Here is a 16,168-nt window from a genome sequence, read left to right on the forward strand (position 1 = left end):
GGCCCCGGCCGCGGGCGCGGGGGACGGGAATCGGAACAAGTCAGAAGAAAACGGGAGTACTCGTCAGAACGCGCGAGAACTCGGGGGAAGGCAGAGGAACTCGTGGAGTACGAGCGGCGGCGCGGGAGCCGCGGCCGCTCGGTGCGGGTGAGCGAGTGAGCATGCGATCGAACGATCAGATCGAGCTGACGCTATCAGGCTCCTGTCTGGCTGATAAGTGCGGAACTCCGGGCTTTTTGGCCGTCAGAGCGTCTCCGGTGGGGTCTCGGTGGCCTTGTTCGCCCTCCTTCCGTCTGATCAATTCAGATCATGTGATCGAAAAACCTTGACTCCGATCGATCCACCCCTCAGGATGGCGCCTAATTCACGCCGGACACCGCTAGCTGGGGCGTTGTGGGACCGGCGTTCGTGGACCTCACAGGAGCCGAGCCATGACCTCATCAGTTTCCCGCCGCCGCACCACCCTCGGGATCGCCATCGGTGCCGCGAGCGCCCTGTGCCTGGGACTTCTCACCGGCTGTTCCGACGACTCGGATTCGGGGACCGGCGCCGACGGCAAGCCGGTCACCCTGACCTTCTGGGGCTGGGCCAAGGGCACCAAGGAGGTCGTGGACGCCTTCAACGCCTCCCACAAGGACATCAAGGTCTCGTACAAGGAGATCCCCTCCGGGGTCGCGGGCGGCTACGCCAAGATCTCCAACGCGGTGAAGGCGGGCAACGCTCCCGACCTGTTCAACGTCGAGTACCCGCAGCTGCCGGACTTCGTCAGCCAGGGCGCCGTCAAGGACATCAGCGACCAGGTCGACCCGGCCCTGGAAGGCCAGTACCTGCCGCAGGCCATCGACCTGGTCACCCTGGGCGGCGCCAAGTGGGCGCTGCCGCTCGACGCCTCCCCGCAGACCTTCTACTACCGCAAGGACCTGTTCGAGAAGGCGGGCATCAAGACACCGCCGAAGACCTGGGACGAGTTCCGCACGGACGCCGAGAAGATCAAGAAGGCCGATCCGAAGTCCCGGATCGCCACGTTCTTCCCGGACGACCCGAGCACCTTCGAGGCCATGGTCTGGCAGGCGGGCGGCCGCTGGTTCAAGGCCGGTGAGAAGGCCTGGGACGTCAACTTCGACGACAACGCCACCCGCGAGACCGCCGCCTACTGGCAGAAGATGATCGACGACGACCTCGTGCACGTCACCCCCTCCTTCTCCCAGCAGTGGACCAACTCCCTGCAGAAGGGACGGACGGCCGGTTACCTCGGCGCCGCCTGGGGCGGCGGCGTGCTCGGCACCACCCTGCCCGACCAGAAGGGCAAGTGGGCCGCCGCACCGATGCCGACCGCCGACGGCAAGCCCGCCAGCGGCATGCTCGGCGGCACCACCTTCGCCGTCTCCAAGGACAGCGAGAAGACCGAGGCCGCGGTCGAGTTCGCCAAGTGGGCCACCACCACCGAGGCGGGCATCAAGGCACGTATCGCCACCGGCACCTCCTCCGCCTACCCGGCCGCCCCGGCCCTGGTCCCGGTCGCGCGCAAGGCGTTCAAGACCGACTTCCTCGGCGGCCAGGACGTCTACGCCGACTACGAGGACGCCGCCCGCTCCATCAACGAGGACTGGACCTGGGGCCCGGTCATGGGCGTCACCAACAACGCGCTGCGGGACTCCTTCGCGAAGCTCGGCTCGGGCGACGGCGACATCCTGGGCAGCGTCCGCAAGGCCCAGCAGGACACCCGGTCCGAGCTGAAGAACCGCGGCATCGAGGTGTCCGGCCGATGACCGCCCCCGGCAAGACCGAGTCCGTCCGCGGCGCCGGCACCGGCGCCCGCGCGCCGCGCCGCCGCGGACGGCTCGGGGCCCCCGCCCTGCTCCTGCTGCCGTTCTTCCTGCTGTTCATCGCGTGCACGCTGGTGCCGCTCGGCAACGCGGTACGGCTCAGCCTGTACCGGGAGAGCCGCTCCGGACTCGGATTCGGCGGCACGGAACGGGTGTTCAACGGGTTCGGCAACTACACCCGGGCCCTCGAGGACGACGCCTTCCGCGACGGCTTCCTCACCCTGGCCCAGTACTGCGTCCTGTACATCCCGCTGATGATGGGCCTCTCGCTGGCCCTGGCGCTGCTGCTCGACTCCACGCTCGCCCGCGCCCGGCGCTTCTTCCAACTCGCGCTGTTCCTGCCGCACGCGGTGCCCGGCATCATCGCCGCGCTGCTGTGGATGTACCTCTACACACCCGGCGTCAGCCCCGTCATCGACTTCCTGGACTCCGCGGGGCTGCCCGCGAACCTGCTCGGCAACCCGGTACCCGCCGTCGTCAACATCGCGCTGTGGGAGTGGACCGGCTACAACCTGGTCATCTTCTACGCCGCGCTCCAGGCCATCCCGCGCGAGGTCCTGGAGGCCGCGGTGGTCGACGGCGCCGGGCCGCTGCGCGTCGCCCTGAACATCAAAGTGCCGCTGATCCGCGCCTCGTTGACCATGGTCGGCCTGTTCACCGTGATCGGCTCGCTCCAGCTGTTCACCGAGCCGATGATCCTGCACGGCGCCGCACCCGAAGTCGTCACCACCTGGACCCCCAACATGTACGCCTACACCGCGGCCTTCGAACGCAACGACTACGGCCTCGCCGCCGCGGCCTCGGTGCTGCTCGCCCTGGCCGCCGCCCTGCTGTCGTTCGCCGTCACCCGGCTGTCCGGCAGCCGGTCCCGCAAGCGCGAGGAGGCCGCCGGATGAGCACCGTCGCACCCGTCGACAAGCCCGCGGCCCGCCCCGGCAGGGCCCCGGCCCCGGCCGCGGGCAAGCCCCGCCGGCCCTGGTCGCTGTCGAAGACGGCCGTCAACGGAGCCCTGCTCCTGGCCACCGTCTACACCCTCTTCCCGCTCCTGTGGCTGCTGACCGCCGCCGCCAAGAACACCGGCGACCTGCTCGGCGGCCGCACCATCTCCCCCTCGCGCTGGCACCTCGGCGAGAACCTCGGCAACCTGCTCTCCCAGTCGGACGGCATCTACTTCCGCTGGTACGCCAACTCGCTCCTGTACGCGGGAGTCGGCGCCGCACTGTGCGCGCTGATCTGTGTGGCCGCCGGATACGCCTTCCACGTCTACGACTTCCCGGGCAAGGAGAGCCTGTTCGGCCTGGTCCTGCTCGGGGTGCTCGTCCCGACGACCGCGCTCGCCCTGCCGATGTACCTGCTCGCCACCAAGGTCGGTGTCGTCAACACCTTCTGGGCCGTGTTCCTGCCCTCCCTGGTCAACCCCTTCGGCGTCTACCTGGCCCGGGTCTTCTGCGCGGGCTACGTACCCGGCGAGGTCCTGGAGGCGGCACGGATGGACGGCGCCGGGGAACTGCGCACCTTCTGGTCGATCGGCCTGCGCATGGTGATGCCCGGCTTCGTGACGATCTTCCTGTTCCAGTTCACGGCCATCTGGAACAACTTCTTCCTGCCGCTCGTGATGCTGTCCGACACCGAGCTCTTCCCGGTCAGCCTCGGCCTGTTCTCGTGGAACACCCAGACCCACGCCTTCCCCGAGTACTACCCGCTGGTGGTCACCGGCTCGCTGCTCGCCGTCGTCCCGCTCGTGGTCGCCTTCGTCGCCCTCCAGCGGTTCTGGAAGGCCGGGCTCACCGCGGGCAGCGTGAAATGACCGCCACCCACGAGCCGTACGAGACCCGTCCGTCGTACGCGCCCTTGCTGCCGTACGAACCGCTAGTCCCCCACGACCGGCCGGGCGCGCAGCCCCACGAAGCACACCGGGAGACCCCCGTGCACAGCCCCCTGCCCGTCCCCGCGCCCACCGCCGGGGGCACCGCCCCCCGGCGCCCGCGCGCACTGCTCGCCATGCACGCCGATCTCGCCGACCGACTGATCGACGCCGAGACGAGGGAACGGCTCACCACCCTCGCCGAACTCGACCCGGACCTGGTGGTGGACGACTTCCGCACCCCGCGGGCCGCGGCCGCGCTGCGCGAGACCGAGGTCATCGTGAGCTGCTGGGGCTGCCCGCCGCTCGACGAGGAGGTCCTCGCCGCGGCGCCCCGGCTGCGTGCCGTCATCCACGCCGCCGGGTCGCTGCGGCACCACATCACCGACGCCTGCTGGCGGCGCGGCATCGATGTCACCTCCGCCGCCTCGGCGAACGCCCTGCCGGTGGCCGAGTACACCGTCGCCGCCGTCCTGCTCGCGGGCAAGCGGGTCCTGCGGATGCGCGAGGACTACCGGCGTCTGAGGACCCCGTACGACTGGCAGGACGGCTACCGCGCGGCGGGCAACTACCGGCGCATCGTCGGCATCGTCGGCGCCTCCCGGATCGGCCGCCGCGTCCTGGAACTGCTGCGCCCCTACGATCTCGACCTGCTGCTGCACGATCCGTACGTCGACGAGACGGAGGCGGCCCGGCTCGGCGCACGGGCCGTCGACCTCGACGAGCTCTGTGCCACCGCGGACGTGGTCAGCGTGCACGCCCCGGAGCTGCCCGAGACCCGCCACCTCGTCGACCGCCGCAGGCTGGCCCTGATGCACGACGGCGCCACCCTGATCAACACCTCCCGCGGTTCCCTGATCGACCAGCGGGCCCTGACCGAGGAACTCGTCACGGGCCGTCTGGACGCCGTGCTCGACGTGACGGTCCCCGAGGTACTGCCCGCCGACTCCCCGCTCTACGACCTGCCCAATGTGCTGCTCACCCCGCACGTGGCCGGATCGCTGGGCAACGAACTCCACCGGATGGCGGCGGCCGCCGCCGACGAACTGGAGCGGTATACGCGAGGGCGGCCGTTCGCCCACGCGGTGAGCAGGGAGGAGGCGGTGCGGTCCGCCTGAGGGGACGGCCGGTGGCAGGCCCGGCCGCCGCACCCGAGAATTGACACACCTCCGGCGGAAGGCTTGCCCATGCCCGAACTCGAGGGCGGCGGCGAGCGGGCCGCCCCCTTCGATCTGCCCAGGACGGCGAGCGCCGCCTGCGACGAGAACGGTGTGATCACCGGCTGGTCGCAGGCCGCCGCCGAACTGCTGGGACGGGGCGCGGAGGAGGTGCTCGGCACCTCGCTGGGCGACCTCCTCGCGCCGGGGGAGGACCCGGCCGCACTCCTCGGAGTGCTCCGGTTCTCGCCCGGCCCGGACGAGGAGACCGCACGGCTGGCCCAGGTACTGCACCCCGAACGGGGCACGCTCACCCTCGGCGTACGAGGCGTCCCGCTCACCACCGCCTCGGGCCCCCAGTGGCACCTGTCCGCCGTGGACCTGGCCGCGACCCCGTGGTGGAGCCAGAGCCACTCGGTGGTCGAGCGGTTCCTGATGAACGCGCCCTTCGGCATCGGGGTGCTCGACCGCGACCTCAACTTCGTCTGGGTCAACCGGGGCCTGGAGAACTTCTCCGGAGTGCCGCTGCGCGAGCGCATCGGGCGGCCGATCAGCGAGATCCTGCCCCGCCTCTCGCCGCACCGCCTGGAGGAACGGCTGCGCTACGTGCTGCGTACCGGCGAGCCCGTGAAGCACTTCGAGTACCACGGATTCGTCCCCTCCGAGCCGCACCGCGAGCGCGCCTTCTCCTCCTCGTGCCTGCGCCTTGAGGACGCCGACGGCCGGGTGCTCGGCGTCTGCTACACCGGCGTCGACATCACCGAACGCTGGCGCACCCGGCAGCGGGTGGACTTCCTGATGGAGTCCGGCGGGCGCCTCGGCACCACGCTGGACCTGCGGCGTACGGCCGAGGAAGTGACCGAGGTGGCCGTTCCCCGGATGGCCGACCTGGCGGTGGTCGACCTCCTGGAGCCCGTACTGCGCACCGAGGAACCCACCGGGACCGTCGGCCCGGACACCGGGCGCCGCCTGCGCAGGATGGCCCGGCTGTGCATGCGCCCGGAGCTCGTCGGCCACACCGCCGTCCCGATCGGCAGTTCCCCCGACTACCCGGCCGACTCCCCGATGGTGCGCGCCCTGCTCGCGGGCCGGGCCGTGCTCGCGCCCGGGCCCCTGGCCGGAGACGCCGCACCCGGCTCGCCGGACGAGTGGCCGGAGCCGGACGAAGGCGTGGGTTCCCTGCTCGCGGTGCCGGTGCGGGCCCGGGGCAAGGTGCTCGGCCTTGCCGTCTTCTCCCGGTTCGCGGGCCGGGAACACTTCGAACCGGCCGACCTGTCGATGGCCGAGGACTTCGTCTCCCGGGCCGCCGTCTGCCTGGACAACGCGCGCCGCTACACCCGCGAGCACCGCACCGCCCTCGGCCTCCAACGCAGCCTGCTGCCCCAGGTCATCGCCGCGCCGCCGTCCGTCGAGGTGGCCCACCGCTACGTTCCCGCCACCTCCCACGAAGGGGTCGGCGGGGACTGGTTCGACGTGATCCGGCTGTCCGGGGCGCGGGTGGCCCTGGTCGTCGGGGACGTGGTCGGGCACGGCATCCACGCGGTCGCGGCGATGGGACGGCTGCGTACGGCGGTGCACTCGCTCGCCGACATGGACCTGCCGCCGGACGAACTCCTCGCCCATCTCGACGACTTGGTACTGCGGCTGGCCGAGGAGCAGGCCGAAGGACCCGAGGCGGCGGGGGCGGCCGCCGCCGCGGTGGGGGCGCGCTGCCTGTACGTGGTCCACGACCCCGCGACCCGCCACTGCACGATGGCCACGGCCGGACATCTGCCGCCCGCCCTGATCACACCGGAGGGCGCCGTCGACTTCCCCGAACTGCCCGCCGGGCCGCCGCTCGGCATCGGGGCGCTGCCCTTCGAGGCGGTCGAGTTCCCGCTCGCCGAGGGCAGCACCCTCGTCCTCTACACGGACGGGCTCCTGACCGGCACCGGTCACGACATGGACGCGGCCGCCGAACGGCTGCGGCGGGTGCTCGCGGACACCGGTGCGGACCTGCAGGAAGCGGCCGACGACGTACTCGCCGGGATGGGCGTCCGCGCGCGCGACGACGACGTGGCCCTGCTGCTCGCGCGCCCGCACGGGCTCGGCGACGAGCAGATGGTCACCTGGCAGCTGCGCGCCGAACCGTCCGAGGTGGCCAGGGCCCGTTCGCTGGCCGCCGACACCCTGCACGCCTGGGGCCTGGACGACCTCGTCTTCACCACCGAACTCGTGGTCAGCGAGCTGGTCACCAACGCCATCCGGTACGCGGCCGAGCCGATCCGGCTCCGGCTGATCCGGCAGACCGTACTCACCTGCGAGGTCACCGACGGCACCAGCACCTCGCCCCGGCTGCGGCACGCCCGTACCACCGACGAGGGCGGCCGCGGACTGTTCATGATCGCGCAGCTCGCCCGGCGGTGGGGGACCCGGTACTCACCGCAGGGCAAGATCATCTGGGCGGAGCAGGCGCTTCCGGAACCGGCTGCGGGGCGGTGAGTGGGGCATTGGGTGGGGCGGCGGCGCATCCGTCGCGGGTCAGCCTCGGTACTGCCGGGGCGGCACTCCGAAGCGGGTCCGGAAGGCGCGGCTGAAGTGGAAGGGGCTGGCGAATCCTGAGGCGGCGGCGACATGGCCGACGTCCAGCGCGGTGGTCTCCAGGAGTCGGGCCGCGTGCTGGAGTCTGGCCTCGCGCAGCGCCCGCATCGGCGTACGCCCGGTCTGCTCGGTGAACAGATGGGCCAGGCGCGAGGGGGACAGCCGGACCGCCTCGGCGAGCGAGGCCACCGTGTGCGGCGCCGCCGGATCCGCCGCGATGAGGGCCTCCACGCGCCGCACCCGGCTGTCGGCACCGCCGCCCGCCTCCGGGGCGCCGCCCGAGTACCCCGAGGACGTCGTCAGGAGCAGTACGCGTTCGACGCCGTTCATGGCCAGCTCGTGGGCGCGCGGCAGCGAGGCGGCCACGGCGGGCGCGGCCCTGCGGTGGGCGGCGACCGGCAGCGGCGGCGCGCCCTCGCCGGTCCACCGGGCGTCGGCGTGCAGCCGTCGCAGTTCGGCGCCGATCCGGGGCCGTGCGGCGGTGGGCACCGGGCCGACCGCGAAACAGCCGTCGCCGCGCGCGTGCGGGCGAAGCCACGCCTCCCACGCGGGCCGGGCCCGGCAGTGCACCCACCAGAAGTGCCAGCAGTCGGCGTCAGGTGCCACCCGGTAGTCCTGCCGTACACCGGGGGCCAGCGCCACCAGCTCGCCTTCCTCGGTACGCACCTCTGCGGCGCCCTGGCGGATTCGTCCCGCGCCGCCCTCCGTCCACAGGAGCAGCCAGCTCCGGGCGCCCTGCGCGCGGTGCACGGCGTACCCGGGGAGCTGGGCGTAGCGGCCCGCGATCAGTAGCTCGGGCGGCGGCGACTCACCGTGGTCGGCAGCAGAATCAGGCATGTTCTCGGAAGTCACGGTCATAGCCTGGCACGGCGCCGCCCGCCTACGTTCGAGTCATGGACACCAGCCTGTTTCACCGGACCGGACACACCCTCGTACCGGGACTCCTGGCACCGGACGAAGTGGCGGCGCTGCTCGCCGAGTTCATGGCTCTCCCCGCCGGTGGGCGAGTGCCGGGCCACTTCGAACCCCGCCCGCAGGACCCCTCGCGACCGTACGACCCGCTGGGTGACTACCCCCGGGTCATGAACCCCCACGAGATCAACGACCCGGCCCGGCGCATGCTCCTGGACGAGCGCCTCGGGAGCATCGTGACCGAACTCCTCGGCGAGGAGCCGATAGCAGCACAGAGCATGTTCTACTTCAAGCCGCCCGGCGCCCGGGGGCAGGCGCTGCACCAGGACAACTTCTATCTCCGGGTCGAGCCGGGCACCTGCGTCGCGGCCTGGATCGCCCTCGACCGCGTCGACCGGGCCAACGGCGGACTCGAAGTCGTCCCCGGCACCCACCGGATGGACCTCTTCTGCCCGGAGGAGGCGGACCCGGGCACCTACTTCACCAAGGAGTACGTGCCGCCGCCGCCCGGCCTGGAGCGGGTGCCGGTCGACATGAACCCCGGCGACGTCCTGTTCTTCAACGGCAGCCTGGTCCACGGATCCGAGCCCAACTCCACCACGGACCGCTTCCGCCGCTCCTTCATCTGCCACTACGCCCCGCGCTCCACCGTCAGCATCAGCCGCTACTACCGCCCGCTCTCCCTCGCGGGCGAGGACCTCTCCCTCGCGGAGAGCGTGGGCGGCGGGCCGTGCGGTACGGAGAACGCGGTGGGGGCGGTGCACTGAGCCAGGCCCCGGAAGGCGGGGATGGCGAGCGCGGCGCCGCCGCGACTTTTCCCGGCAGGCATACATGCGTGCATGCATGGCATGGCCGAAGGCCGACACCTGGTGGGGTGTCGGCCTTCGGTGTGTGTCGCTGTGTTGCTGTGTCGCGTGGTGCCGTGCCGTGTGGCTGCCGTGGGGTGGTGTCGGTGTGCCTTAGTAGGCGCTGTCGACGTTGTCCATGGAGCCGTACTTGTCGGCGGCGTAGTTGGCGGCGGCGGTGATGTTGGCGACGGGGTCGTAGATGTTCTTGGGGGTGCCTTCGACGTGGTAGGCCTCGAAGGTCGGGGGGATGACCTGGAGGAGTCCCTTGGAGGGGATTCCGTTCTGGGCGTTGATGTCCCAGTCGTTGATGGCCTTGGGGTTGCCGGAGGACTCGCGGAGGATGTTGCGGTGGAGGCCTTCGTAGGAGCCGGGTATTCCCTTTTCCTTCATGATGGCGAGGGATTCGCGGATCCAGCCGTCGAGGTTGTTGGCGTAGGTGCGGTGGGTGGAGCGGTTGGCGGCCTGCTTCTTGCCTCGTTCGGCCTTGGCCTTGGCGGCGGCCTTCTCGGCCTTCTCAGCCTTCTCGGCCTTTTCCTTCTTGGCGGCGGCGGCCTTCTTCTGTGCGGCGTCCTTCTTGGCGTCGTCGGTCTTGACGCCGAGCTTTTCGGCGACGCTGTTGATCTTCTGGTCGTCGGTGGCGTGGGGGCCGGTGGTGCTGGTGTGGGTGTCGACGGTCTTGGTGGTGGCGACCTTGGTGCTGGCGGCGGGGGCGGCGTCGGTGGTGGTGTTGCCGCCGGTGGTGGTGAGGCCGAGGGTGAGGGCTGCGGCGCCGAGGGTGGCGAGGCCGGTCATGGTGTACTTCTGGGCCGTGGAGAGGTCCCGGGCGTAGGCGGTGGTGGCCGTGGTGGCCTGGCGTGCCTTGTCCTGGGTGTAGGTGGTGGCCTTGGTGAAGTGCTTTCCGAGACCGTGAATCGTCGTGTTCTTGGGCATGGGGGTGACCTCTTCTGTGGTGCGGAGGAGGTCGCTCTCAGTCCGGGGGACGGTTCCGGCGTAAACGGCCTGGGGTGTTTTCCCAGTGGCGCCGAGCGACGTGAACCAGTTTTAGGGGCGGGTTTTGTGGTTGGCAAAGGTGTGAGCTACGAAGGTGTTTAGTGGGGACTGGGGTGGTCGAAAGTCCCGGGACTGTCCTGGGTGCTCGGTGGTTTTGGGGGGTGTGGCCACTAGGTGGGTTCGTACGTGACGTGGGTTATATGTCGGGGCTCACATTCGGGCCCTTGACCCCTCACTTTCCGTTCCCCGGATTTCGCACGCAGTGAAGAAAATCCGGGGGTAATCCGGGGTCATCCGGCGGGGTTTATGGACGGCCCGCCGGGACTTCGTACGGGGGGACCCGCTAAGCGGTGTGCGAGGCGCGGCGGGCATCGGGAGAACCGCCCTCGGCGAGCCTCTCGGTCAGCGCCTCCGCGAGTGCCTCGGGCCACGGGCGCAGCGGCGTCAGTCCGGCGGACGCCCACCGGTTGTGGCCGAGGAGGGTGAACGCCGGGCGCGCGGGCGGCGCGGTGACAAGGGGACGTACCAGCGCGGGGTCGGCGCCCATGAGCCGGTAGACCTCGCGGGCGAGCCCGTACCGGGTGGTGCGTCCGGTGCAGGTGGCGTGGAAGAGGCCCGCGGCGCGGCTCGGCGGCAGGCTGCCCAAGAGATGGAGGCGTTGTGCGACGTCCCGGGCCCAGGTCGGCTGGCCGTGCTCCTCGTCGCTCATGTGTGTGGGGGCGCCCGCTGTGGCCCGGGAGGCGAGGCCGGTGACGAAGTCGTCGCCGTACGTGCCGTAGACCCAGGAGGTACGTACCACCGTGCCGCGGCGTGGGAGTTCCTCCAGTACGGCGCGTTCACCGGCGAGCCTGCTGCGGCCGTAGGCGGTGTGCGGAGTGGGGGAGGCGCTCTCGGGTCGTACGAGGTCGGCCTTGCCGTCGAAGACCCGGGCGGTCGACAGGTGCAGCAGTCGCGCGCCGGTGCGCGCGCAGGCGCGGGCCAGCTCTCGTACGGCCTCGGCGTTGACGCGATGGGCGGTGGCCGGGTCGCGCTCGGCGCCGTCGAGGTCCGTGTACGCGGCGCAGTTGACCACGACGCGCGGGCGTGCGCGCCCGAGTGCGCTGCGCAGGGCGACGGTGTCCGTGAGGTCCAGGTCGCTGCGGCCCAGTGCGAGCACCGGCTGTCCGGCGGCGCGCAGCACCTCGCACAGCTCCCGGCCCACCACACCGCCCGCACCGGTCACCAGCCAGCCGCTCACCGCCCCCACCTCGCACCGTGTGTGCGGGACGGGGCGTCGGAGCAGCGCGTGCCGGCGGTCGCCGGACGTCGAGAGCGCCGGCGGCACATGTGGAGGGCGGACCCGTCCGGGTTTCCGGGTGTGGGGCGAGGAGATCCCGTATGCATGAAGTTAGCTTAGGCTAAGCTAACTTTCACTGACGAGGGGTGTCCGAGTCCGGCCGTCGGTGCCTCATGGCGGTCGCCGTGCCCAACGCGCGCCGCCCGTACGGCAGATGGCGAGGCGTCAGCCAGGAAAGCGGGGAATCATGCGTGTTCTGTTCGCCGGTCCGTTCGCCGGTCCGCCCGTCCCACTGTCCTGCGCGGCGGTACGCACCGTCGCGCGGGCGCGGGTCGCCAGGTCCGGCGCGGGACCGCGGTGAGCGTGACCATGGTGCGCACCGCGACACCTCGCACCCACAGCACCCCGGACGGGTCCGGCATCGCCGCCGTCCCCACCGTCGGTCCCTGCGTCGAGCGCCTGGCGGCCCGGCTGACCGGGGCCGACCCGGCACGCCGCGAGGTGGTGCTCGCCGAGTTCTGGGCGGAGGCGGCCCGGCGCGGCACGCCCCTCGTCGAGGAGATCGAGGGCGACCCCGAGCACCGTGTGGTGACCTTTCTGTGGCGCGGCCACCGGGCCACCCGGCAGGTACTGCTGCTCGCCAACCGGCTGATGGACCGCGGGCAGTTGGCGCGCTCGCTGCTCAACCGGCTCTCGGACACCGAGGTCTGGTACCGCTCCTACCGGCTGCGTGCCGATCACCGCGGTTCCTACAAGATGGCCGCCGATCTGTCCCCCGGTGAACTCCCCACCGAACCGGGCAGGTTGCAGCAGCGGCTGCTCGCCCTGACCGCCCACGCCGCCGCCGACCCGCTCAACCTCCACCCCATGCCCAGCCGCTGGCGCGCCTCCGACACCTCGGTCTACGCGCTGCCCAAGGCCCCGCCCCAGCCCTGGGCGGCCCGCCGGGCGGGAGCCCCCCGGGGCGAGGTCGTGCGGCACCGGTTCACCAGTGCCGCGCTCGGCACGGACCGCGACGTGTGGGTGTACCTGCCGCCGTCGGCCGCACCCTCCGGGCTCCCCGTGCGCGAGCCCGCCGAACTGCCCGTACTGGTGCTGTGCGACGGGGACATGTGGTTCGGCAGGCTCGGCTTCCAGGACACGCTGGACGCCCTGATCGCGGACGGTGCCGTGCCCCCGCTCGCGGTGCTCGCCCCCGACGCGGTGGACGACGCAACCCGCTCCCGGGAACTGGGCGCACGCGAACCCCATGTCCGTTTCCTCGCCGACGAGTTGCTGCCCTGGGCGGCCGGACGCTGGCCGGTCACCACCGACCCGGTCCGTACCGTGGTCGCCGGGCAGGGCCTCGGGGCGATGACATCGTTGTACGCCGCGCTCCTGCGGCCCGATCGCTTCGGCCGGGTCCTCGCCCAGTCGTGCGCCCTGTGGTGGCGGCCGGGCCTGGCACCCGGCGTCGCGACGGCCGCGACGGGCACGGTGCCGTGGCTGGTGTCCCGGTTCGCGGAGGCCGAACCGAGGCCCGTCACCGTGCACTTGGACGTCGGCCTGCACGAAGGCGCCGTGGTCGAGGACACCCGCGCCCTGTACGCGGTGCTGCGTGAGCGCGGCCACGAGGTCTCGCTGGGCGAGTTCAACGGCGGCCACGACTACGCCTGTTGGCGCGGCGCACTCGCGGACGGGCTCGTACGCCTGCTCGGCACTCGCCCCTGAGACGACCGCCCCCGAGACGCCTGCCCCTGAGACGCCCGCCCGGCCCCGGCGCGTACGTCCCCGCGCAGTCCCCAAAACCCCAGTACCAGCAAGGAGTTGTCCCGATGTCACCCACCCGCCTGCCCGGCGCGGCGACCACCGGCCCCGCGGCGAACCGTGGCCCGCAGCACCCTCGTTCGCTCTCCCGGCGCGGCGTGCTGGCAGGCGCCGGTGCGCTCGCCGTCACCGCCCCGCTCACCGCCTGTGGCAGCGACGAGGACGAGGGTTCCTCGGACGGGAAGGGTGAACAGACGGGCGGCGCCTGGCAGTTCAAGGACGACCGGGGACGGCTGGTCCGCCTTCCCGAGCGTCCGGAGAACCTCGTCGCCTTCATCAGTACGGCGGCCGCGCTCTACGACTACGGCATCGAGTGCAAGGGCGTCTTCGGACCCAGCAGCCCGGTGCGCGGCAAGCCCAATCCCCAGGCGGGCAGGCTCCCGATGGAGAAACTGACCAGCCTCGGCGAGAGCTACGGGCAGTTCAACGTCGAGAAGTACGCGGCGCTCCGGCCGAACCTGCTCATCAGCAATATGTTCCCGCCGCCCGACCTGTGGTTCGTCCCCGAGGAGAGCCGCGAGAAGATCGAGTCGCTGGCGAAGACCGTGGGCATCAGCGTCGCCCGTACCTCTCTGCCGCAGCCGCTGCGCCGCACCGCGGAACTCGCCGAAAGCCTCGGCGCCGACCTCTCCGCCCCCGACGTCACCCGCGCCAAGGCGGACTTCGAGAAGGCGGCCGAGGCGGTCCGCACCGCGGCGCGCGACAACGGCGGCCTCAAGGTGCTCGCCATGACGGGTGACGACGAGCAGATGTACGTGGCGGTGCCCGACTCCTACTGCGACCTGCGGTACTTCAAGGAACTCGGGGTCGAGTTCGTCGAGGGCCGCAAGAGCGACGAGTGGGGCTTCTGGGAGTTCCTCAGCTGGGAGAACGCGGACAAGTACCACGCCGACCTGATCATCATCGACAACCGCTCCACCGCCCAGTCGCCGCAGGACCTGCGCCGTCATCCCACCTGGCGCGAGCTGCCCGCCGTCAAGGCCCGGCAGACCGTGCCGTGGGCCATGGAAGAGCGCTACAGCTACCTCGGCTACACGCCCGTACTCCAGTCCCTGGCCGAGGCGTTGCGGAACGCGCGCAGACTCAAGGCCTGATGCCCCGATCGGGTTCGGGCGCGAGGTGCCGTCCTGTTCAGGACGACCTGGCGCCCGCCCCCGATTCCCGTCCCGGCGAGGGCGGCGCCTCCCCCGGGGACGGCGCCGCCCCGGAGGGCGCGGGCGCGGCCTGCTCACGCGGCAGCTCGCGCCGGTGACGTACGGGGGAGAGGAAGACCGGCAGGAAGGCCAGCGAAAGCAGGGCGCCGCCGACCCACAACGTGACCTGGGCGGAGGCCAGTTCACCGATCAGGCCGGACAGCGCGGCGCCGATGGCGAGGGCCCCGGTGAGCAGGAAGCGGAAGGTGGCGTTCATCCGGCCGAGGAGCGCGTCCGGCGTCATACGCTGGCGCAGGCTCACCCCGAGGACGTTGTCCATGCCCGTCTTGAACAGTGTCAGCAGATAGCCCGCACCCGCGACATAGAGCCACACTCCGCCGTCGACCAGCGGAACGAGCAGCCCCGCCGGAGCCATGCACAGCCCCGCCAGGCCGAGAGTGCGGCCGAACCCGAGCCGTGCGGAGACGGGCCGCGCGCATCGTGCGCCGAGCAGCAGCCCCAGCCCGCCACTCGCCCAGAACAGCCCCAACACGCCTGGGGACAGGCCGAGTTCGCGCACGAACAGCAGCGGGAGCATGGTGTTGATGAGCTGGAGTCCCAGATTGGTGAGCGAGGCGGTGAGCGCCAGCGCCCGCAGCTCGGCGTTGCCGAGCACATGCCGCAGCCCCTCACGGATCTGGGCGCCGAGCCCGGCCGCCGCGCCCGTCGTCTTCGTGACGGGCGCCGGAACATGCCGGAGCGCGGTGAGCCGCAGGGCCGAGGCCAGATAGCCCACGGCCGTACAGGCGACGGCGACCGGCGCGGTGAGCAGTTGGACCACCCCACCACCGGCGCCCCGCCCCGCCACATTGCCCGCGGCCATCAGCGTCACCACGGCACTGTTGGCCCGTACCAGGCCGTCCCTGCCCACGAGTTGGGGCAGCACACTCTGCGAGGCGACATCGAAGAAGACCGTCGCGCACCCGTTGAGGAGCACCACCACGTACAGCTGCTCCAGCGTCAGCACGTCCAGCCACCAGGCCAGCGGCACCGAACAGAACAGCAGCGCACGGCCCAGATCCGCCCCGATCAGCACACCGCGCTGGCGCATCCGGTCCACCCACGCGCCCGCGGGCAGCCCGATGAGCAGAAAGGCAAGGGTGCTCAGGGTGGCGAGCGCTCCCACCTGACCCGGACTCGCGTCCAGCTCGGCGACCGCGATGAGCGGAACGGCGACATGACCGACGTTGGTCGCCAGCTGGCTGAGCGCGGTCGCGGTGAACAGGGTGCGGAAGTCGGGTATCCGCCATGGGGAGTTGGGCTGCATGGTCCGATCATGCGGTCCGCGCGGGAGTTTTTCCGCAGATTTTCGCGGGCGGGGACGCAGTTCTGCTAACGGGTATGGCGTACGAACTCTTCACTGTGCGAGCGGTGTTCGGTGCTGTCCGAGGCCGAGTGCGGCGGTGCGCACGGGTGCCGAATCGTATCCGTGGCGGCGAGCAGCGGACCGTAGAGGGGAGCGGCGTCGCCGCCGGTCGACGGCTGGGCGGGGACGTCGGCTCGACGAGCAACAGCCCAGGTCAGCCACTGCGTTGAGGCGACTACCCGGGGGGAGCACCGCGGGCGCTGTGCTTGTGACGGGGCGTGGGCGGGATGGTGTCACGGAGAACACCACCTGTTTCACCGTACATGAGTTGGCTTGCTCCCGAACTTCGGCCACATGTATTACTGGTGATGGAACCACGGGCCGGGAAGTGCACCCTCGGAATATTCGCG

12 protein-coding genes are annotated in these 16,168 nt (G+C 71.4%); 8 read left to right on the forward strand and 4 right to left on the reverse strand.

The features are described from left to right. Positions 1–431: 431 nt before the first annotated feature. From HUT18_RS28550 to HUT18_RS28570, 5 genes are all read left to right on the forward strand, one after another. Entirely contained in the window at positions 432–1,769 is a 1,338-nt protein-coding gene (locus tag HUT18_RS28550; protein WP_176103407.1) for an ABC transporter substrate-binding protein, read from the forward strand. Next, positions 1,766–2,722 carry a carbohydrate ABC transporter permease gene (locus HUT18_RS28555; protein WP_176103408.1) on the forward strand — a complete coding sequence of 319 codons (957 nt, stop codon included), beginning with the start codon at positions 1,766–1,768 and terminating at the stop codon, positions 2,720–2,722. The genes HUT18_RS28550 and HUT18_RS28555 overlap by 4 nt, the downstream gene beginning before the upstream one ends. Further along, on the forward strand, positions 2,719–3,633 hold the full coding sequence (locus HUT18_RS28560) for a carbohydrate ABC transporter permease (protein WP_176103409.1): 915 nt from the start codon (positions 2,719–2,721) through the stop codon (positions 3,631–3,633). Before HUT18_RS28555 ends, HUT18_RS28560 begins: the two co-directional genes overlap by 4 nt. A gap of 194 nt (positions 3,634–3,827) precedes the next feature. Beyond that, positions 3,828–4,808, forward strand: coding sequence for a hydroxyacid dehydrogenase (locus HUT18_RS28565; protein WP_176104852.1), 981 nt, complete (start codon positions 3,828–3,830; stop codon positions 4,806–4,808). 69 nt (positions 4,809–4,877) lie between these two features. Next, positions 4,878–7,328 (forward strand): SpoIIE family protein phosphatase, encoded by a 2,451-nt coding sequence (locus HUT18_RS28570; protein WP_176103410.1) that lies wholly within the window; start codon positions 4,878–4,880, stop codon positions 7,326–7,328. A 39-nt stretch (positions 7,329–7,367) separates the two neighbouring features. Here HUT18_RS28570 and HUT18_RS28575 read toward each other — a convergent pair whose 3' ends face one another. After that, complete coding sequence (locus HUT18_RS28575) at positions 7,368–8,285, reverse strand: helix-turn-helix domain-containing protein (RefSeq protein ID WP_176103411.1); 918 nt, start codon at positions 8,283–8,285, stop codon at positions 7,368–7,370. A 35-nt stretch (positions 8,286–8,320) separates the two neighbouring features. Here HUT18_RS28575 and HUT18_RS28580 point away from each other — a divergent pair, with 35 nt between their 5' ends. Further along, entirely contained in the window at positions 8,321–9,106 is a 786-nt protein-coding gene (locus HUT18_RS28580; protein WP_176103412.1) for a phytanoyl-CoA dioxygenase family protein, read from the forward strand. Positions 9,107–9,298: 192 nt separating this feature from the next. On the opposite strand, the gene HUT18_RS28585 is transcribed toward HUT18_RS28580, so the two are convergent. Both HUT18_RS28585 and HUT18_RS28590 read right to left on the reverse strand, forming a co-directional pair. Then, positions 9,299–9,979: a transglycosylase SLT domain-containing protein gene (locus HUT18_RS28585; protein WP_176104853.1), complete on the reverse strand. Its 681-nt coding sequence runs from the start codon at positions 9,977–9,979 to the stop codon at positions 9,299–9,301. A 541-nt stretch (positions 9,980–10,520) separates the two neighbouring features. After that, on the reverse strand, positions 10,521–11,414 hold the full coding sequence (locus tag HUT18_RS28590) for a sugar nucleotide-binding protein (RefSeq protein ID WP_176103413.1): 894 nt from the start codon (positions 11,412–11,414) through the stop codon (positions 10,521–10,523). Between the two features lie 396 nt (positions 11,415–11,810). On the opposite strand from HUT18_RS28590, the gene fes reads away from it, so the two are divergent. Together fes and HUT18_RS28600 are read left to right on the forward strand one after the other, a co-directional pair. Beyond that, complete coding sequence (gene fes / locus HUT18_RS28595; RefSeq protein WP_254878846.1) at positions 11,811–13,163, forward strand: enterochelin esterase; 1,353 nt, start codon at positions 11,811–11,813, stop codon at positions 13,161–13,163. A 104-nt stretch (positions 13,164–13,267) separates the two neighbouring features. Next, the gene (locus tag HUT18_RS28600; RefSeq protein WP_176103414.1) at positions 13,268–14,353 is read left to right on the forward strand and encodes an ABC transporter substrate-binding protein; all 1,086 of its coding nucleotides are present in this window, start codon (positions 13,268–13,270) and stop codon (positions 14,351–14,353) included. 37 nt (positions 14,354–14,390) lie between these two features. Here HUT18_RS28600 and HUT18_RS28605 read toward each other — a convergent pair whose 3' ends face one another. Beyond that, entirely contained in the window at positions 14,391–15,719 is a 1,329-nt protein-coding gene (locus HUT18_RS28605) for an MFS transporter (RefSeq protein WP_176103415.1), read from the reverse strand. Positions 15,720–16,168: the final 449 nt, after the last annotated feature.

Source organism: Streptomyces sp. NA04227, from assembly GCF_013364195.1.
In the GTDB taxonomy this organism is placed as follows: Bacteria; Actinomycetota; Actinomycetes; order Streptomycetales; family Streptomycetaceae; genus Streptomyces.